Origin of the sequence: Shewanella sp. GutDb-MelDb (assembly GCF_002836075.1) — a bacterium.
GTDB lineage: Bacteria > Pseudomonadota > Gammaproteobacteria > Enterobacterales > Shewanellaceae > Shewanella.
This window is the reverse complement of sequence record NZ_PJBM01000242.1, coordinates 12,676-32,950: the sequence shown is the minus strand read 5'-3', so window position 1 is coordinate 32,950 and position 20,275 is coordinate 12,676. Positions and strand designations below refer to the sequence as shown.

The 20,275-nt window shown below is 43.3% G+C and carries 13 protein-coding genes and 2 tRNA genes; 7 read left to right on the top strand and 8 right to left on the bottom strand.

The features are described 5' to 3' along the window. The first annotated feature begins 94 nt into the window (after positions 1–94). From CXF82_RS22365 to CXF82_RS15730, 3 genes are all read left to right on the top strand, one after another. Positions 95–187, top strand: a tRNA-OTHER gene (locus CXF82_RS22365). 35 nt (positions 188–222) lie between these two features. Continuing rightward, positions 223–315 (top strand) — tRNA-Ser (locus tag CXF82_RS22360). Positions 316–1,937: 1,622 nt separating this feature from the next. Further along, the gene (locus CXF82_RS15730; RefSeq protein ID WP_101089701.1) at positions 1,938–3,089 is read left to right on the top strand and encodes a DcaP family trimeric outer membrane transporter; all 1,152 of its coding nucleotides are present in this window, start codon (positions 1,938–1,940) and stop codon (positions 3,087–3,089) included. Positions 3,090–3,171: 82 nt separating this feature from the next. On the opposite strand, the gene CXF82_RS15725 is transcribed toward CXF82_RS15730, so the two are convergent. The 3 genes from CXF82_RS15725 to acs form a co-directional block, all read right to left on the bottom strand. After that, a complete protein-coding gene (locus CXF82_RS15725) occupies positions 3,172–3,438 on the bottom strand; it encodes a GrxA family glutaredoxin (protein WP_101089702.1) in 267 nt (88 codons plus the stop codon). Positions 3,439–3,523: 85 nt separating this feature from the next. Continuing rightward, positions 3,524–5,287: a DNA repair helicase RadD gene (locus CXF82_RS15720; RefSeq protein WP_180961217.1), complete on the bottom strand. Its 1,764-nt coding sequence runs from the start codon at positions 5,285–5,287 to the stop codon at positions 3,524–3,526. 143 nt (positions 5,288–5,430) lie between these two features. Then, complete coding sequence (acs, locus tag CXF82_RS15715; protein WP_101089704.1) at positions 5,431–7,383, bottom strand: acetate--CoA ligase; 1,953 nt, start codon at positions 7,381–7,383, stop codon at positions 5,431–5,433. Positions 7,384–7,556: 173 nt separating this feature from the next. Here acs and CXF82_RS15710 point away from each other — a divergent pair, with 173 nt between their 5' ends. Then, the gene (locus CXF82_RS15710) at positions 7,557–10,985 is read left to right on the top strand and encodes a PAS domain-containing hybrid sensor histidine kinase/response regulator (protein WP_102044522.1); all 3,429 of its coding nucleotides are present in this window, start codon (positions 7,557–7,559) and stop codon (positions 10,983–10,985) included. 55 nt (positions 10,986–11,040) lie between these two features. On the opposite strand, the gene CXF82_RS15705 is transcribed toward CXF82_RS15710, so the two are convergent. Beyond that, the gene (locus CXF82_RS15705; protein WP_101089706.1) at positions 11,041–11,373 is read right to left on the bottom strand and encodes a hypothetical protein; all 333 of its coding nucleotides are present in this window, start codon (positions 11,371–11,373) and stop codon (positions 11,041–11,043) included. Positions 11,374–11,774: 401 nt separating this feature from the next. Between CXF82_RS15705 and CXF82_RS15700 the strand changes: the two genes are divergently transcribed. After that, positions 11,775–13,064: an NAD(P)/FAD-dependent oxidoreductase gene (locus CXF82_RS15700; protein ID WP_102044521.1), complete on the top strand. Its 1,290-nt coding sequence runs from the start codon at positions 11,775–11,777 to the stop codon at positions 13,062–13,064. Positions 13,065–13,124: 60 nt separating this feature from the next. On the opposite strand, the gene CXF82_RS15695 is transcribed toward CXF82_RS15700, so the two are convergent. Further along, positions 13,125–13,784: a response regulator transcription factor gene (locus CXF82_RS15695; protein ID WP_101089708.1), complete on the bottom strand. Its 660-nt coding sequence runs from the start codon at positions 13,782–13,784 to the stop codon at positions 13,125–13,127. 216 nt (positions 13,785–14,000) lie between these two features. Further along, a complete protein-coding gene (locus CXF82_RS15690; RefSeq protein ID WP_101089709.1) occupies positions 14,001–14,426 on the bottom strand; it encodes an acyl-CoA thioesterase in 426 nt (141 codons plus the stop codon). 275 nt (positions 14,427–14,701) lie between these two features. Between CXF82_RS15690 and CXF82_RS15685 the strand changes: the two genes are divergently transcribed. After that, on the top strand, positions 14,702–15,124 hold the full coding sequence (locus CXF82_RS15685) for a GNAT family N-acetyltransferase (RefSeq protein ID WP_101089710.1): 423 nt from the start codon (positions 14,702–14,704) through the stop codon (positions 15,122–15,124). Positions 15,125–15,282: 158 nt separating this feature from the next. Here the strand turns inward: CXF82_RS15685 and CXF82_RS15680 are convergent, their stop codons facing one another. Together CXF82_RS15680 and CXF82_RS15675 are read right to left on the bottom strand one after the other, a co-directional pair. Beyond that, positions 15,283–16,347 (bottom strand): 3-deoxy-7-phosphoheptulonate synthase, encoded by a 1,065-nt coding sequence (locus CXF82_RS15680; RefSeq protein WP_101089711.1) that lies wholly within the window; start codon positions 16,345–16,347, stop codon positions 15,283–15,285. A 236-nt stretch (positions 16,348–16,583) separates the two neighbouring features. Beyond that, positions 16,584–17,396: a posphoenolpyruvate synthetase regulatory kinase/phosphorylase PpsR gene (locus CXF82_RS15675; RefSeq protein ID WP_101089712.1), complete on the bottom strand. Its 813-nt coding sequence runs from the start codon at positions 17,394–17,396 to the stop codon at positions 16,584–16,586. Positions 17,397–17,521: 125 nt separating this feature from the next. On the opposite strand from CXF82_RS15675, the gene ppsA reads away from it, so the two are divergent. Continuing rightward, positions 17,522–19,897: a phosphoenolpyruvate synthase gene (ppsA, locus tag CXF82_RS15670; protein ID WP_101089713.1), complete on the top strand. Its 2,376-nt coding sequence runs from the start codon at positions 17,522–17,524 to the stop codon at positions 19,895–19,897. The last annotated feature ends 378 nt before the right edge of the window (positions 19,898–20,275 follow it).

The following is a 20,275-nucleotide window of genomic DNA, read 5'->3' as shown; positions in this document are numbered from 1 at the left end:
GGTAGAGCAGTTGGCTTTTAACCAATTGGTCGAAGGTTCGAATCCTTCACAGCCCACCACTTCTCCAGGTGGTAAAATGGAGACGGTAAAGATAGGTTAGCTCAGTTGATGCTTTGAATAAGAGCACAGTTGGCTTTACTCTTAACTACTACATTGGTCGAAGGTTCGAATCCTTCACAGCCCACCACTTCTCCAGGTGGTAAAATGGAGACGGTAAAGATAGGTTAGCTCAGTTGATGCTTTGAATAAGAGCACAGTTGGCTTTACTCTTAACTACCACATTGGTCGAAGGTTCGAATCCTTCACAGCCCACCACTTCTCTTGGTGAATAAATATTAGAGACGTTAGTAAAAGATTCAGTTGCTGCATCTTAATAAAGTACGCAGTTAGCTTTACTCTTAACCACCATCTTGTTCGAATCCTTCACGACCCATCACTTCTTTGTCCAAATCATATAAATCAATTTTAAATTCTTTATTTCAGCTCCTATTTCAATTGTTCACTTCAAGCCAGTATTTAGCCTAGCGACACTCAGCATTCATAAAAGTAATAACGATTAAGTTAGGTTGTGAGCTCTGTTGACACTTGCAGAGTGAATTGGTAGTAGCTTGCTCTTTATTGAGCCATTGCTCGAAAGTTAGAATTCTTCACGACTCAGCACTCTTTGTTTCAATCGTCTATTGAAGCTCTCTGATCAAATGCTCTATTTCAAGTTATACCTTCTAGTCCTACCCCACTAACAACTTCTCATAATTAATAATATTGTTTTGTAACTGTCCTTAAAGTGGCTTGTTTGTCGCTAATAGAAGTAAATTGATACCAGTTGCATTAAAAGTTTGACCATTCAGCGGGAATTGAAAGCCCTGTAGGCAAGATGAGGATTGCAGCTAATCGTTATTCTCGGTTCTGGCATCCTCGACAATTGCTCCGGCATTAATCAACCTTCGTCCATCCGTGGACTCGTACCTCCTGAATCTGACCGCCAAGGAGGGTGGAAATGTCTTATTTTGTATGGAACAAAATAGACCGTTTAGTCGTATATCCAAAATCCATAACGAAGCTTAAAGGGCTTTGCCATTTACTTTAAACGTCGGCCGCACTGCGTGAACGGCTCAGACTTTCCACTTCTGCTTTGCATTGGCTTAAAAGGGAATAACCACTTCTTCACCAATGCGATTTGAATTGAAAAGTCTGAGGCGATCTGAATTGGTCAAATACGTAGTGTAATTGGTATTATTCTATGTCTTCGCGTCTAGCTTATTTATTCATCACTAATAAAAAGCCAATTTTGCCAATATGACTCCAAAGGGGATCAGTAATTGAAAATACTCCATGTAAAGTGGGAATAAAAATTAACTGAGCTGTTTGGCTATGATTGTTAAGCCAGCAAATGGTCAAAATAGTTCTGGCTCAGTTTTTTCTTTGCTGATAGTCCCGATAGTTTCTATTTTGAACATATTTACGTAGGAAATGAGTAAAGTCAAAAATGGGTATTTTAGCTGTTAGCTTTTTATGACAGAGTTTTATGTGACTAAACAACCAATAATGAGTGAGATAGGTAATGAGTCTGCATAAAATTTCACATATTTCATGACAGTGGTATTGCACTTATTTTGCAGGGTATTTAAATTTTAAATATAACATTTTAAGTTGTTGATTATTATTGTTTTATATCTTTTGTCTTCTAAGGCATTTATCTTGCCTCTTATATTTATTCGAATGAAATAATTCGACATTAACACATACTTCTTTTCTAAAAACGCCTCCACTTATTAACACTTTGTATGATTCTTTACTAATATTGGTGGCGTTAGGTGCGGATGTGACTAATTGGTTGTATGTATTCTACCTTTGTCTGATAGACCTATTGCCAATGTTGCCTTGATGTTAAGTCGGTCATATTTCGTAAGGATAATAAAAAATATGGGAGAAAGGGAATGAAACAAGCAAAACTAAGCGTTCTTTGCGCAGCAGCTATTGCGACAATGAGCGTCAGTGCATATGCAGAGACAGATTTTAAATTCGGTGGTTATGTAAAAGCTGATGTGATGTTCAGTGACTACAGCAATGGCGCGCCTGATTCTGGAAGCTTATCTCGTCAGTTTTATGTACCAGGAACAATTTATGGTGATCCGAGTAACGGCAAGCAAGTCGTCGATTTTCAAGCAAGAGAATCACGCTTTAACTTTAAATCTTCTACTGATATTGATGGGCATAAGCTAGTTGGGTTTATTGAACTTGATTTTATGACACATACCGATGGCAACGAGCGAGTATCAAATAGTTACTCTCCTCGTATCCGCCAAGCTTTTGTCAGTTTTGACAATTGGGCTGCGGGCCAAATGTGGACTACCTTTCAAAACCCAGGTGCGCTACCTGAGAACTTAGACTTTGTTGGTGCTGCTGAAGGTACGCCGTTCGTGCGTCAAACCATGGTTCGCTACACCAATGGTGGCTTTCAATTCTCCGCAGAGAATCCTGAAACGACGGTGAATAGTTATCGAAGTGATACAGGTGGTAGCAGTCGAATCACCAGCGGCAGCGGCATGGTGCCTGATTTCGTCGCTCGCTATAACATGAAAACAGAAGGCGGCATGGCGTTCACCTTTGCGGGGTTAGCGCGTGAGCTTAATATTGAACAAGATGGTCTAGACACTTCCGAATTTGGTTATGGTGTGAGCTTCACCGGGGTTATTCCTGTTGGGCAGGATGACATTAAGATGTCAGCAACCTACGGTGATGGTCTAGGGCGTTATATGGCACTTAACTATGCTAATGCGGGTGTATTAGATGCTAATGGTGATATTGAGGTTATCAGCTCATACGGTGGCTATATCTCTTACCGTCACTGGTGGAATGATAAATGGCGTACCAGTATCACGGGGTCAGGTTTTAAAGCGGATAATAATGCGAGTTTAACTGGTGGGTCGGTAAATAAAGATTCTTACTCAGGTTACCTCAACCTATTGTACTCACCTGTGAAACCATTAACGGTGGGTGTTGAGTATATGTATGCTAAAAACACCAAAGAAAATGGCCTTGATGGCGAGTTAAATCGAGTGATTTTCTCAATGAAATATGTGCTGTAGTAGATGAGATAAATAGTTAAGTAAATTGTGTTACACACAAAAAAGGAGGCAATAGCCTCCTTTTTTATTTTAAGCGTTCAACTTATGCCGCAGGCATTAGCTCGTTTGCTCTGACGTATTGTTCAAACTCAGTACATCCGCCAACATGGTCTTTATCGACAAAAATCTGTGGAACGGTTTCAACTGGCTTACCGACTGTTTTTTCAAGATCGGCTTTGCTGATCCCTTCTGCGTGAATATCAACATATTTAAATTTGAAATCATCACGCTTTTCAGTAAGTTGCTCAGCAACTTGTACTGCACGAACACAATAAGGACAACCTGGACGACCGAAAATCACAACAAACATAATAGTTCCTCTAAAATAGCTTGTGCACTTTATAACATAGGCGAGAGATTAGTTCTAATCGATATTTATAGTCGAGTTAATCGTATTATTCATTATCTGAGGGTTGTGTTTGATAACGGCCTTGGTAATCAAAGATAGACTCCAGTAAATCCCAGCCTTTTTTCCCTTTTTTAAGCAACAACAAGTCCGGTTTTCTAAAGCAAAGCGCGTCAGCGGCTAACTCTTGAGCTGAACTATATTTTTTATGCTTCATTCCCGGTGTTTTGCTATGTGGAAAAATAAACAGCGCAAATACGGCTCTTATTTGGGCGGGTGTTTGCATCTTAAAGTAACGACAGAAATCATTGCCTTCGATGTCGATATAACGCACCACTAAACGATCCTTTTCAGGCTCAAGCAACATTGTTTGGCACTTGAATAAGTGATGATGCTTCTGTTGTAACACCTCTTTGAGTCTTTTATCGGGATCAACTAATACGGCTTGGCAATGACCACATACCTTGGCGGCAATGTCGTTCTCTTCGCCGCAATTGGGGCAGGACTTGGAACGAAACCTAAAATCGCACTGTTGTTTACCCTCAGGTGTTTCAATCAAAGCTTGGCAACGTCTGCCAAAATGCTCAATGATATCGCCGTCGTCATCGGTCAAACCCCAAAAGATATTGGCAAAATCACACACAGGGCAATGGACTTGCACAGGCTTACACTTACTGTTGGGTTTAGGTTGGCCAACTTCAGGATAGAAAAGGTCATAGCCGTTTGCAGCGTAATCAATAATAAGGCATTCAGTTTTGTCTTTGTCGATCCTTAAGCCACGCCCAACCATTTGTTGGAACAGACTAACAGAGGCAGTGGGGCGCATAATCGCAATAAGATCCACATGAGGAGCGTCGAAGCCTGTCGTCAGAACGGCAACGTTGACAAGGAACTTTATCTCTTTGGCTTTAAACGCGTGAATGAGAGCGTCTCTATCTTCACTCGAGGTTTTGGCTGTAATCAATGCAGGTTTACAGTCCGCAAGCTTAGCCATGATCTCTTCAGCGTGTTTGACCGTTGCGGCAAAGATAATCACGCCCTGACGATGTTTAGCCAGCTCAATGAGCTGCTTAACAATTGCAGTAGTCGCTCGGCCACAATGGTTGAGTATCGAATTGACCTCGGATCCATTGTATTCACCGGTTGGCGTAGCAGTAAGCTCACTAAAGTCATATTGGGCGCTTAAGCCGTCAAACATTTTTGGCTGACTTAGGAAACCTTGTTTAATCAGTGGACGCATCGGCAGTTCAAAAATGCATTTTTCAAATACAGGTTTTTCGGTATTACCAATTTTGCCATGATAGTGCTGGCGGTAGATCCATCCTAAATCTAAGCGATAAGGAGTAGCGGTTAATCCTAACAGCCTTAAACGCTGATTCTTCGACTTTAAATGGCTTAATAGTTGTTGATACTGACTGTCTTTATCGGGGCTAACGCGATGGCATTCATCGATGATGACAAGACTGTAAGGTTCGTCAAATTGCTCGGGGCGCTTAACTGCGGATTGAATGCTGGCTACGACGGTCTTGCCTGCTGTCGACTTTTGATTTAACCCTGCTGAATATATTGAAGCTTTATCGGTGAATAAGCCGACTTTTTCGGCATTTTGCGCTACAAGCTCTTTAACGTGCGTCAATACTAATACACGTCCTTTAGCAATTCTGGCTAACTCGGCGATAACAATGCTTTTGCCTGCGCCAGTAGGCAAGACAAGCACGGCGGAGTCGGGGCTGGATTTAAAGTGGGCGATGGCGGCATCAACCGATTGTTGCTGATAATCTCTAAGTTGCACGAGTGAGTTTCCGTTTGGCATGCCATTGGGGGGAGCAGATAACGAAATCATCACACAAATAAGGGGCGACGATAAGGAAAATATTGGCTTCTATCTTTTAGGCATAAAAAAACCCCTCTTAAGAGGGGCTAGGGAAGGTCAAATGGAGAGTGACTGCTTAATGATTACTCACTACGGTTGAGTCGAGACTCAATTAGAGTGTCAATCACTGCTGGATCGGCAAGTGTTGAAGAGTCGCCTAAGTTGGTCACTTCATTTGCGGCAATCTTACGCAGGAATCGACGCATGATCTTGCCTGAACGTGTCTTAGGTAATCCGCCGGCCCATTGAATTAAATCGGGTGTTGCTAACGCACCGATCTCTTTTCTAACCCATTGGCGAAGTTCCTGACGCAGCTCTTCAGTTTCGACAGTGCCGCGGGTGAGCGTGACATATGCATAGATACCTTGACCCTTGATATCGTGAGGGTAACCCACAACAGCGGCCTCAGCGACATCCTTATGGGCCACAAGGGCACTTTCAACTTCAGCAGTACCGAGTCGATGACCTGATACATTAATAACGTCATCAACACGGCCGGTGATCCAGTAATAACCATCTTCATCACGTTTAGCACCGTCACCCGTAAAGTACATGCCTCTAAACGTTTTAAAGTAAGTCAGTACAAAGCGTTCATGATCGCCAAATACGGTGCGCATTTGTCCAGGCCATGAATCTAGAATAACCAGATTACCTTCATTTGCGCCTTCAACGATATTGCCCATGTTGTCAACAAGTGCAGGCTGGACGCCAAAGAACGGACGCGTAGCAGAGCCAGGTTTAGTATCAGTCGCTCCCGGTAACGGGCTGATCAAAATGCCGCCGGTTTCAGTTTGCCACCATGTGTCAACAATAGGGCACTTTTCATGACCAATAACGTCGTTGTACCAGCGCCATGCTTCTGGATTAATCGGTTCGCCTACCGAGCCCATAATGCGCAGTGAACTACCATCAAAGTTATCAAACTGTTCTTTGCCTTCGGCCATTAGGGCACGAATAAGCGTCGGCGCGGTATAAAGAATATTGACCTTATGTCTGTCAACTATTTCGCCTAGTCGGGCAGGGGTCGGATAATTGGGGACGCCTTCGTGAATTAATACGGTTGCACCATTAGCTAACGGGCCATAAACCATGTAAGAGTGACCAGTGATCCACCCTACATCTGCGGTACACCAATACACTTCACCATCTTTGTAATCGAATACATACTCATGAGTCATCGCGGCGTAAACCATGTAACCACCGGTGGTATGTAACACACCTTTTGGATTACCAGTTGAGCCAGATGTGTAAAGTAAAAAGAGTGGGTCTTCAGCGCCCATCTCTTCTGGAACACAATGCTCTGATGCGGTTTCTAGCAAAGATTCCCACCAAATATCACGACCTTCAACCCAATTGATGTCGCCGCCAGTGCGCTTCATTACAATGACTTTTTCAACGCAATCGACATCAGGATGAGCAAGAGCCTCATCGACATTGGCTTTTAGGGGGATAATGCGACCAGCACGTAAACCTTCGTCGGCGGTAATAATGACTTTTGATTTTCCATCAATCACGCGAGATGCGATGGAGTCAGGTGAGAAACCACCAAATACAACAGAGTGAACGGCACCAATACGGGCACATGCGAGCATGGCTACGGCAGCTTCTGGCACCATAGGCATATAAATGGTTACTATGTCGCCGCGTCGAACCCCTTGACTGCGGAGGGCATTGGCAAATTTACATACATCGGCATGTAATTGACCATAAGTGATAGTGCGTTGATCTTTAGCATCATCGCCTTCCCAAATAATGGCGACCTTATCGGCGTTGGTGTCTAAATGTCGGTCTAGGCAGTTAGCTGACGCGTTTAATGTGCCATCATAGAACCATTTTATGGATAAGTTATGGTCATCGAACGAAGTCTTCTTTACCTTAGTGAAAGGCTTCATCCAATCGATACGGTTGCCGTGTTCTCTCCAGAAACCTTCAGGATTTACAATCGACTCTTGGTACATTTTTTTATATTGTTCGTCATTTACAAGTGCGTTTTTAGCGATTTCACTTGGAACTTTGTAGAGAGACGGCATGCTCATTGGGCTTCCCTTATCTAATAATGCGTGAGTTGAGTATGAATTGTGTAAGGGCTATATCTCTATTAGACCTTGGTCTAGTAAAAAAATATCCTTATTTTTTAAATGGTTGTAAATTATTTTTGGCTAGATTTCATTCGTTTTTTACCGCAAAATAGGGAAAAAAAGAGAATCCTATGAATTTGACTGTTCTTGTTGGCACCATCGCCATTGTTTATGTCTGTCTATTGTTCCTCATCGCATGGGGAGCAGAGCGGTGGTTCAGTCGCATCACTAAGCGTATTCAAGCCTGGATCTATGGTTTAAGCCTTGCTGTGTACTGCTCTTCTTGGAGCTTTTTAGGCACAGTCGGGCAGTCAGCCGATGACCTATGGTCTTTTCTTCCTATCTTCATCGGCCCAATTCTCATTTTTACTGTCGGTTTTGGTCTGCTGAGAAAAATGGTGATTGTGTCTAAAGCGCAGAATATTACCTCTGTGGCCGACTTTATTGCCGCAAGATATGGTAAGTCTCAGCTGCTTGCGGCCATCGTGACCTTAATCGCCCTGTTTGGCATCATGCCGTATATTGCACTGCAACTTAAGGCAATGGTCTTTAGCTTGAATCTTTTTCAGCCGGAAGGATCCTTGTTCGATGGTTCTACAGTGTCGCTGGTCATTACTGGACTATTAGCTGTTTTCGCCATTTTATTTGGGACACGTAAGCTCGATGCAACCGAACATAACCCTGGCATGATACTGGCGATTGCCTTTGAGTCACTGGTCAAGTTAGGTGCTTTCTTATTGATTGGCGCGGTCATCAGTTTTAGTGTGTTTGACGGTTTCGGCGATATCTGGCAGCAAGCGAGTGCGCAGGGTTTGATCAACAAACCGAATTTACGTGTCGAATCATTAATGCCTGAGTTACTGGTAGGCATGGCGGCTTTTTTATGTATGCCAAGACAGTTCCATGTGATGATGGTCGAGTGCAATGATGAACAAACGATGGTCAAAGCACGGTGGATGTTCCCGCTTTATCTGTTGTTGTTTGGCCTGTTTGTCGCGCCATTAGCGTTAGCTGGAAAGCTATTATTAGGTGACGCCGTTGCTGCTGACACTTATGTGATTAATTTACCACTGGCGCTCGATAAGCCGTGGCTTGCTGTCGTAGCGTTGCTAGGGACGTTGTCCGCAGCCACCGGAATGGTGATCGTCGCGGTAGTGACGATTAGCGTCATGGTGAGTAATGAATGGTTGGTGCCATTAATGCTGCGTACAGGGCAGATAAAAGCGAGAAATTTTAGCCAGTTTTCGCAACTGCTGCTTAATGTACGTCGTCTTGCCATCGTGCTGATTCTAGGCTTAGGCTATTTTAGTTATCTTTCGTTTATGGATAATGATTCGCTGTCCTCTTTAGGCATGTTGTCTTTTGGCGCATTTGCGCAATTAGCTCCCGCGTTAATCGGCGGTATGTATTGGAAACATGGCAATCGAAGTGGGGTGTTTTTAGGCCTTGCTGTCGGATTTGGCAGTTGGTGTTATATCTTGTTGCAAGGTGCTGCGGATTCCCCAGGCCTCGTCACCACTGACTTTGCCTTGCTTGATTCGATTAAACCCAATGTTCGCGATATTCTCATCGCTTTGCTCGCTAACTGTGCTTGTTATGTGCTTGGCTCTGTTTGGTTTCGTGCCGGTGTTGCTGAGCGTATGCAAGCCAGTGCCTTTGTCACTCCGGGGCGGTTAAAGAAGGCGACTAACCGCAAGAGTGCGGCGCTTTCTCAGCAAGACCTACTTATCCTCGCGAGTCGCTTTGTTAGCCCAACTCGTGCGTATGAGAGCTTCTCTGGTTTTTCAGAAGATGCAGTAAAGAGCGACAGTTGGCATAAAATCGCCCCGCCTGAATTGATTGAACACACTGAACATATGCTCGCGGGAGTGCTAGGAGCTTCTAGTGCCTCATTGGTTATGGATTCAGTATTACAAGGTCGAGATCTTGCCTTAGATGAAGTGTTTAACCTTGTTGATGAGGCATCTTCTAAAATCATTCTGAGCCAAGATATGCTGCGGGGCGCAATCGAGCATGCATACGAAGGTATGAGTGTGGTGGATAAAGATTTGAATCTAGTGGCCTGGAATTTTAAATATGCCGAACTTTATGATTATCCAGATAATTTTTTGCAGGCAGGCATGCCCATTAAAGAGGTTGTCCGTTTTAATGCTAAGCGTGGCTACTGTGGTATTGGTGACATTGAGGACCAAGTAGAGAAGCGGGTGCAGCACATGCGAGACGGTACTCAGCATGTGTCAGAGCGGCAACGTAATGATGGCAAGGTTATCAAGATTCAAGGAAACCCGATGCCTGGTGGCGGTTTTGTTATGACGTTTACCGATATTACCCAATACCGTTTGCAGGCCAAGGCATTACAAGAGTCGAACGAGACACTCGAAGCGAGAGTACAAGAACGTACTTATGAGTTATCGATGCTCAACAGCAAACTGCTGGAGTCAAAAGCGCAAGAGGAGATGGCAAATGCCTCTAAGAGTCAGTTTTTAGCCGCGGTAGGACATGACTTGATGCAGCCCCTAAATGCTGCACGACTTTTTACCGCGTCACTCTCGCAGTATCCAAATTTAGACTTAGAGGCAAAGACAACCTTAAGCCACGTCAATAGTTCACTTAAAATTGCAGGGGAGTTGCTTACCGATTTGCTTGATATCTCTAAATTAGATTCAGGCATGGTAGATGTCAATCGTCGGGATTTTGCTATTGCGGACTTGCTTGATGGTTTAACCGTTGAGTTCCAAGCTATGGCAAAAGACTGCATGATTAAATTTAGCTCAATACCCTGTTCAGCAACCATCAACTCGGACCCTAGTTTGCTAAGACGGGTACTGCAAAACTTCCTCACCAATGCTTATCGCTACGCCAAAGGTAACCGTGTGCTATTGGGTTGCCGTTACCGCGAGACTGAACTTGAGATCCAAGTGTTGGATACCGGCTGTGGTATTGATGAGAGTGAAACTCAGGAGATTTTTAAAGAGTTTAAACGACTCGATAACCCAGAAAGTAAAAGTGTCAATGGTTTGGGGTTAGGTTTAGCGATTGCTGATAGAATAAGCCGTGTTTTAGAGCATGAAATTAGTGTGACTTCAATATTGGGCCAAGGCTCTGTATTTTCTATCAGAGTGCCACTGGGCGAAAAAGTGACGGCGCCAATAGCCAAGAAAATACCGTCTTTATTGCAACCATTAGCGGGCATCAAAGTATTATGCATTGATAATGAAGAGGCTATCTTAGCCGGGCTTGAGAGTTTATTGACGCGTTGGCAATGTGAAGTGATTTGCGCCAGTGATTTTGCTGATGCTCGAATTAAATTAGGCCTTAAAGGGGTCGCGCCTGATATCGTTCTTGCCGATTATCACTTGGATAACAATCAAAATGGGGTCGATGCAATGGACGGTGTACGTAGTCTTTATGGCGAGCATTTACCAGGCATTTTGATTACCGCCAATACGCGTAAAGATTTGATTGATGATGTACATGCTCGTGGTTATCACTACATGGCTAAAATGGTCAAACCTGCTGCGCTAAGAGCCTTGATTTCAAGCTTGATAAGAAAAGGGTAGTATAGATACAAAAATGGCACACTGATTAAGCGTGCCATTTTCTATCAATGACTTGTTACTCAACTTTTACTGGCGTTAAACCTTTATCACGAGAATCTACTGCACTTTCGACATCAAATCCGCCTGTTTTCCAACTGTTGGCTTCTTTAGCATCAAAAGATTGGTTCTTCCAGTTACTGGCATTCGTTAGGTTAAAGCCTTGTTTTGACCAACTTTCAGATTGCTCTGGGCTAAATCCACCGCCTTTCCATGCTTGAGCTTGTTCAGCGTTAAAACCAATATCTTTCCATGCTGCAATGTCTCGCTCAGACATGCCTTTCCACGTGGCAGGCGATGACGCACAGGCACTGAGGGCGAAGATCACAATAGCTAAACCGAGTTTTTTCATATCACAGTCCTTCTTTTGAATCGTTACTTAATCTGCCGAACCTGCAGAGAGCAATCCCTGAATACCTATCGACAATGAATTTGTATCATTTTTAAGCTATACCGTTCGCCATCGACGCGCCTTGGGATGAAATCCCAGCACTTTGAACTCATCACCATTTAATGATTAGGGTATTAAACGCTTACTATTGAAGATAGTCGCTGAAATATCACTCGACAAGTTATAGCTTCGAATAGACTAAACAGCCCTCAGTCTGAAGAGAGGTAACAACGGATTAACTTATTTCATCGAGACGAGTATTGGTTTTAAGACTGCTTGACCAAACGATACAGATGGATATACTGAACACGATGTAAAAAATATAAAACAAGAAGTAATCTATTACTCAAAAGGAAATTGTCATGTCAGAACCGCGCTGCAACTCATACTATAACGCTACCATTACAGATGAGACTGATTATCCTCAATTAGAGGGCGATATTCGCGTAGATGTTGTGATTGTTGGTGGCGGTTTTACCGGTGTGGCGACGGCGGTAGAGCTGTGTGAAAAGGGCTATAAAGTCGCAATTGTTGAGGCTAATAAGGTAGGTTGGGGGGCGACAGGTCGTAATGGAGGGCAGGTCACCGGTAGTCTTTCTGGCGATGCCGCGATGACTAAGCAATTAAAGAACAAAGTGGGTGCTGAAGCTGAAGATTTTGTGTGGAATATGCGTTGGCGTGGACATGAGATTATTAAAGCCCGAGTCAAAAAATATGCCATTGAATGTGATCTTAAATTTGGCCATTTACACACCGCTTATAAAGCCAGTCATATTGGCGAGCTGAAGCAAACCTTCGATGAAGGCTGCCGCCGTGGTATGGAAAGTGAGCTAGCGCTATTATCAAAAGAGCAGTTGCCCGATTACATCAATACGCCTTTGTATCATGCAGGTCTACTTAACAAACGCAATATGCACCTCCATTCAGTCAACCTTTGCATTGGTGAAGCGAGAGCAGCTGAAAGTATGGGAGCGCTGATCTTTGAAGGATCAGCTGTATTGAATATTGAAGACGGTATACTGGCTACTGTCACAACTGCAAAAGGCAAAATCACTGCTAATAGCGTGGTGCTAGCGGGGAATGCCTACCATAAATTAGCGCGTAAAAAGCTACGAGGAATGCTGTTTCCTGCATCGCTTGGCAATTGCGCTACTGCACAATTATCGCCTGAGCAGGCGCAAAACCTTATTCCCAAAGATGTCGCAGTTTATGATACTCGCTTCGTATTGGATTATTATCGTTTAACGGCTGATAATCGCTTGATGTTTGGCGGTGGAACCAATTACTCAGGCCGAGATTCAAAAGATGTTGCCAAGGCACTTAGACCGGCGATTGAGCGAACATTTCCTCAGTTAAAAGGGGTCGAAATAGAATACCAGTGGACGGGAATGGCAGGCATAGTGCTAAACCGTATTCCACAACTGGGCAAAGCATCAGCCAATGTTTTTTATTGCCAAGGTTACTCTGGGCATGGCGTTGCAACGTCCCATATCATGGGTGAAATAATGGCCAATGCTGTTGTTGGAGAGCTACAAGAATTTAGTTTATTTGCTGAAATGTCGCACTTACGGATCCCAGTCAATGAATGGGTTGGAAATCAGGCGCTAGCATTAGGAATGATGTATTACAAAGTGATGGAGAACTTTAGATAGTAAATCAAGCATAAAAAAACCGCATTTTATTGCGGTTTTTTATTGATAATTTTTACTGGGTTAAAGGTCGACTTTTTCCATCTCTAGCTGCTGTAATGCGATAACAGCTTGAGTTCTATTTCGAACGCCGAGCTTTCTGAATATTGCTGTAGCGTGGGCTTTAATCGTGGCTTCTGATACGCCTAAGTCGTAGGCTATCTGCTTATTAAGCAAACCTTCGGCAAACATCTGTAGCACCTTATACTGCTGTGGCGTCAGATCCGATAGCTTACTGGCGACTTGATCGGTGCCATCGTCACTGACCTCTTTTAGCTCAACCCCCTCAGGCAACCAAACATCCCCGAATAGAACCGCTTCGAGTGCTGTTGCAAGTGTCTCCATTGATGAAGACTTAGGAATAAACCCCGAACTACCATAATGAATGGCACGGCTAATAGTCGTATTATCTTCATGAGCGGAGATAACAACCACCGGGAGTTCTTGATAGTGAGTTCTAAGATGGATCAGCGTTGAATAACCGTGAGAGCCGGGCATCTGCAGATCGAGCAATACAACATCATATTCAATGTCTTTATTGTCTAATAGCTTTTGTAGCGCATCAGCGCTATCAGCTTCAAACCATTGGGTATTTGTAAATGCAGATGACAAAGCTTGTCTCAATGCATTTCTAAACAAAGGGTGGTCGTCAGCAATAATTATATTTAAGTTTTCAGGCTTCATGGCTTTATAGGGTTATTTTCGTTGCGCGTGAAGGTGCTTCAATGTAACAGATAAATGATAAGGGGTTCTATGGATTTATTAGGAAAGGTTATAATTTCGCGAAACCTTATACAGAGTTAGACTTTGGTCTAAAGACTAAGCTAGCGTTTAATAGATATGTTTAAGCGTTGAAATAAAGCAATGAGGATTATGCTCATAACCCTCAATCTAAGCGGGTTACTTTGGGGTCCAAACTTTGGTGGGTTTTCTTTCATCATCAACCGCGACAAAGGTAAATACACCGCGTATTGCATGCTCACGATGATCTCGATACATGTCTTCAACGAAGATGTTCACTTCAACTTTGATTGAGGTGTTACCCACGTGAACCACTCGCGCAATAATTTCTGCTAACGAGCCAGCAGGGATCGCTTTATTGAAATCGATTTTGTCTGAGCTCACGGTGACTAGCGTTTTACGGCAAAAACGAGTGGCCGCAATAAAAGCCGTCTCATCCATCCAAGATAATGCTTCACCACCAAAAAGGGTATTGTGATGGTTGGTTATTGATGGAAAGACCGCTTTGATCACGCGGGCTTCAGATTGCTCAATTCTAAGCGACATAGCGTCACTAAATTGAGTCGGTGTTTGAGTTAAGGGCATACGGCAACTTAAGGTTATGCATTAATAGGGGCGCGATTATAGTCGTTTGTTGGCATCCAAAAAAGATAATTTATAGCTATGTTGAAATGGACTAAAGTCCACTTGAGCAATAACGATGACAGCATGTCATTGGGTACTGTTTATGTGAGTTTTACTCGCTTTACAATTGCATGTATTTTCAATACCTTGATACACATTCATCGATATGGGAGCTATACAAGGGATCAATATTCGAACTATTTGTATGGCTAGATAGGGTAAAAGGAAAAACGTCAATGCATCAGATAAAACGTAAAGATAAGCTATCACAGCAGGAGCAAAGTACGATTTGGGATGGCATTGAAGGTTTTAGCCAAACTCAAGTCCCTGCGACTGGACGATATGAACTGGCATTTTTGTTGCGTGATAGTGATGGTTTATTGCTTGGCGGTGTCCAAGGGAATTATGACAATTTTGGCTGGCTATGGATTGATTCGCTATGGGTATCAGCGGCTTTGCGTGGTCAAGGGTATGGTATTCGTTTATTAAATGAAATTGAATCGGAAGCTCGCATTAATGGTTGTAAAAATTCACATTTAACCAGTTTTAGCTATCAAGCTGTTGATTTCTATAAACAGCAAGGCTATCGCGTTTTTGGTGAGCTTGAAGATTATCTTCCAGGACATAGCCGTTGTTGGTTAAGAAAAAACTTGGTTTAAGTATTTTGATTTAAGCATTATGCCGGGTTTGTGCTGCAACGTATTTGGGTAGTTAAGTAACGAGCAGCGAGGAGGGTATAAAAAAACGCAGTCACTATCTATAGCTGACTACGTTTTTAAGCGGTTAAATCTTGCTAGTGTATAGCTTTAGAATAAGGTTACTTTTTCAACAACTCGATTCTTGCACGAGATGCTTTAGCTAAATCGCGTAGCAATACTTCTGAGTCTTCCCAGTGAATACAAGCATCGGTAATACTTTTACCATAGATAAGTGATTCACCTGCAACAACCTTTTGATTACCTTCTTCAATAAAGCTTTCAGCCATAATGCCCGCTATTGCGGTAGAGCCTTCGCTCATCTGCTGCATGATAGATTCGGCAACATCAAATTGCTGTTTATGCTTCTTTTGGCTGTTACCGTGGCTAAAATCAACAACGATACGTTGAGTTACACCTACGCTATTAAGTTGTGTTGCCACTTTTTCGATATCAGCTGCATGGTAGTTAGGTTGTTTACCACCGCGTAGAATGATGTGACCAAATGGATTACCGTGCGTGCGGTAAACGGCCATTGCACCGTCTTTATCTGGTGAATAAAAGATATGCGGTGCTTGCGCTGCTCGCACTGCATCGACTGCGATATCTATATTGCCATCGGTACCATTTTTGAAACCTACAGGGCAAGAAAGTGCAGAGGCCATTTCACGGTGAATTTGGCTTTCAGTGGTACGCGCACCAATAGCGCCCCAAGTAATCAGGTCGGCAATGTACTGACCATTGACCATATCAAGAAACTCGGTTGCGATAGGTAGCTTAAGTTCAGAGATCTGCTGTAACAGGTGGCGTGCTTTACGAAGGCCTTTATTAGGGCTAAAGCTACCATCTAGATCTGGATCTGAAATAAGGCCTTTCCAACCAACCGTAGTACGAGGCTTTTCAAAGTAGACGCGCATTAGAATGCACAGGTCATCTTTATATTGCTGGTGCAATTTGGCTAAACGCTGAGCGTACTCGAGTGCGGCTTCAGTATCATGTATCGAACAAGGGCCGATAATGACAAGCAGTCGTTGATCTTCGCCATTGATAATAGCTTCAACTTCACGTCGCTGTTCGACTAGATAGTCTGCTGCGTCTTGCGTTAAAGGGTATTCAGAAGCGAGTTGTGCAGGTGAAATTACCTTACATAATAGGGAGGTGCGTAGTTCGTCTGTTTTAATGGTCATTCACAATACCGAGCGTTTGTATGGGCTTTTTGCCTGATTACTTCGGATTATAACGAATAGTAGCGCTATGCACAGTGGCAAATATGGGAAATTTAGCGCTAATTTGCCTCTTATTTGAAACTATTTGATTTAAGTTATACCCAAGCCGCTTGGAAATGCATAAATCAGGGGGCATTCTCATGTGGCTTGGGCAGTAAGGCTTTTGTTCTAAAAAGCCCTTAATTTGCTTTGGAAGTTTAAAACATGTGGCGCTCTAAACTGGTGGCTTCGAGGATTTTGGTAGCAATCTCTTCAACGGAATGATTGGTGGTGTTTACAAAAGGGATGCGTTCTCTTTTGTACATCATTTCGACCTCTTTCACTTCCATCCTACATTGGCGTAATGACGAGTAACGACTGTTCGACATGCGGCTTTGACGGATCTCATGTAAACGCACAGGATCAATGGTTAGGCCGAATAACTTATCTTTGTTGCGCTTTAGCGCATCAGGGAGTTTTAAATTATCCATGTCATCTTCAGTAAAAGGATAGTTCGCTGCCTTTATACCAAACTGCATTGATAGATACAGGCTTGAAGGGGTTTTACCGCAGCGAGATACTCCGAGTAAAATGAGGTCCGCTTTGTCCATATGTTTCATGGTTTGGCCGTCATCGTTCTCCATTGCGTAGTTAATCGCTTCTATTCGTGCTTCATAACTGTCATTGGTTTTACCATGAGTACGGTGTAAAGCTGGCGTTGCAGGCATGCCTAATTGTTTCTCTAATGGCGCGACAAAGGTGTTCAAAAAGTCATAATCCAAACCTTCACTGCTATAGATGATGTTTCTAATCTCAGCTTTTACGATGGAATGGAAAACCAGAGGCCGTTCACCTGTTGTAATAAAACAATCATTAATTTGTGCCTTAACGGACTCAGCTTTTTTTTCTGTTTCAACGAACGGAATCGTAAGTGCGTCAAATTCAAGGGGAAACTGTGATAAAACTGCATGGCCAAACACTTCTGCTGTGATCGCCGTCCCATCTGAGATATAAAATACTTTACGTAACATTTTGGCCTCTTGTAGTAATAAAATTACAAATAAAATTATACATTTACGCTTGTTGCCGTGGAGTGTAAAATGCCGCTGCTCTCGTGTGAAGAGCCAAACTGAAATATACTTGCGGAGATAGAACTGTGCAGCAATACGTACTCTGGTATCAAGAATTAGGCATGGGTGACGTCAACAAGGTAGGCGGAAAGAACGCTTCTCTTGGTGAGATGATTAGCAATCTTTCAAATGCAGGTGTTCAGGTGCCTGGTGGATTTGCTACAACGTCTTTCGCGTTCAATGAATTCCTTGAACAAAGCGGACTTAACCAGAAGATATACGAAATTCTAGACGTTCTAGATGTAGATGATGTTAACGCACTCGCTACAGCCGGTGCACAGATCAGACAGTGGGTTATCGATACACCATTCCACCCAGCATTTGAGCAAGCAGTTCGTGAGTCTTACGACAAGCTTGCCGCTGAAACCAGCGACGCATCTTTTGCGGTTCGCTCTTCAGCTACTGCAGAAGATATGCCGGATGCATCTTTTGCAGGACAACAAGAAACATTCCTTAACGTTAAAGGTTACGAAGCTGTTTTAGTTGCGACTAAACACGTATTTGCTTCGCTATTTAACGACCGCGCAATTTCTTACCGAGTTCACCAAGGTTATGACCATAAAGGCGTAGCGCTTTCAGCTGGTGTACAACGTATGGTGCGCTCTGACACTGCTGCTTCTGGTGTAATGTTCACTATGGACACTGAGTCTGGCAACAATGACGTGGTATTTATTACTTCTTCATTCGGTCTAGGTGAAATGGTTGTTCAGGGTGCTGTTAACCCAGATGAGTTTTATGTGCACAAGCCATCTTTGGTTGCTGGTCATAAAGCCGTTGTTCGCCGTAATATCGGTAGCAAGCTTATCCAAATGGTTTATTCAGACGATGAATCTCACGGTAAGCAAGTTAAGATTGAAGATATCGCTGCTGACAAGCGTCGTGAATTCTCAATTAATGACGCAGAAGTACAAGAGCTTGCCAAGCAAGCAATGACAATCGAGAAGCACTACGGTCGTCCAATGGACATCGAGTGGGCAAAAGACGGTAACGACGGTAAGTTGTATATTGTTCAAGCTCGCCCTGAAACTGTTCGTTCTCGTGAAGATGTACAGCTTATTGAGCGCTACCATCTTAAAACTAAAGGTGATGTCGTTTGTGAAGGCCGTTCAATCGGTCACAAAATTGGTAAAGGCGTTGCTAAAGTCCTTAAGTCAATTGACGATATGGACCAAATCCAACCGGGCGATGTACTTGTTACTGACATGACAGATCCTGATTGGGAACCTATCATGAAGCGTGCAAGCGCTATTGTGACAAACCGTGGTGGCCGTACATGTCACGCTGCAATTATTGCACGTGAACTCGGTGTTCCAGCGGTTGTTGGTTGTGGCGATGTCACTGAACGTATTAAGAACGGTCAAGAAGTGACTGTCTCTTGTGCTGAAGGTGATACTGGTTTCATCTATAACGGTTTGCAAGATTTCGAAGTGATTTCATCACGTGTTGATTCTATGCCTGATCTGCCAATGAAAGTGATGATGAACGTGGGTAACCCAGACAGAGCATTTGATTTTGCTCGCCTGCCTAATGAAGGTGTTGGTCTGGCGCGTCTTGAGTTCATCATTAATCGTATGATTGGTATTCACCCTAAAGCATTGCTTGAGTTCAACCAGCAAACGGCTGAGCTTCAAGAAGAGATCCACGAGATGATCGCGGGTTATGAATCTCCAGTTGAGTACTATGTTGCTCGCTTGGTTGAAGGTATTGCGACTATCGCTTCTGCGTTCCATCCAAAGAAAGTGATTGTTCGTATGTCTGACTTTAAGTCAAACGAATACGCAAACCTTGTTGGTGGTGACCGTTATGAGCCAGAGGAAGAGAACCCAATGTTGGGCTTCCGTGGTGCAAGCCGTTATATCTCAGAATCGTTCCGTGACTGTTTCGCACTTGAGTGTGAAGCGATTAAGCGAGTACGTAATGACATGGGTCTTAAGAACGTCGAGATCATGATCCCGTTCGTTCGTACCGTGAGCGAAGCTGCGCAAGTTATTGAGCTGCTTAAAGAGGAAGGTCTTGTACGTGGTAAAGATGGCCTCCGCGTTATTATGATGTGTGAGCTTCCATCAAACGCGCTGCTTGCTGATCAGTTCCTTGAGCATTTCGATGGTTTCTCAATTGGCTCAAACGACTTAACGCAGTTAACGTTAGGTCTTGACCGTGACTCCGGCATTATCAGCCATCTATTTGATGAGCGTAATGAGGCAGTAAAAGTACTACTTGCAATGGCCATTAAAGCGGCTAAAGCAAAAGGCGCTTACGTGGGTATTTGTGGTCAAGGTCCTTCAGACCACAATGATTTCGCGGCTTGGTTAGTTGAACAAGGCATCGATACTGTATCGCTAAACCCTGATACCGTTATCGATACTTGGTTATATTTAGCCAAAGCACATAACGAAGCTTAAACGCTAAAATGCGGTGTTAAATCGGTATGATTTAACACTTCATTAAAAAATAAAAAAGCCGCTATTTAGCGGCTTTTTTAATACCCGAACAACTTGGACATGTTCGTTTAAGAGGTATTATACCGATTCCATTCTAGTCGTATTAGGTAGGGGCTTCCTTCTAATACTCTCTGTCAAAAAGAACGAAAGGCTACTGCATCTAGCTTTCAGCTCTGATCTACACTCCTGCAGATAACATGTGCAAAGCCTTACTCTATGGGGATTGTTGTCATCTAGAATGCACTTTAGTCTGTAATGTTGATGTTGCAAAGGGATCCCGACCCCCTAATCAATGCAATCTCCAGAGAGGGGGGGATGTCAGTCATGCAGGAGCATATT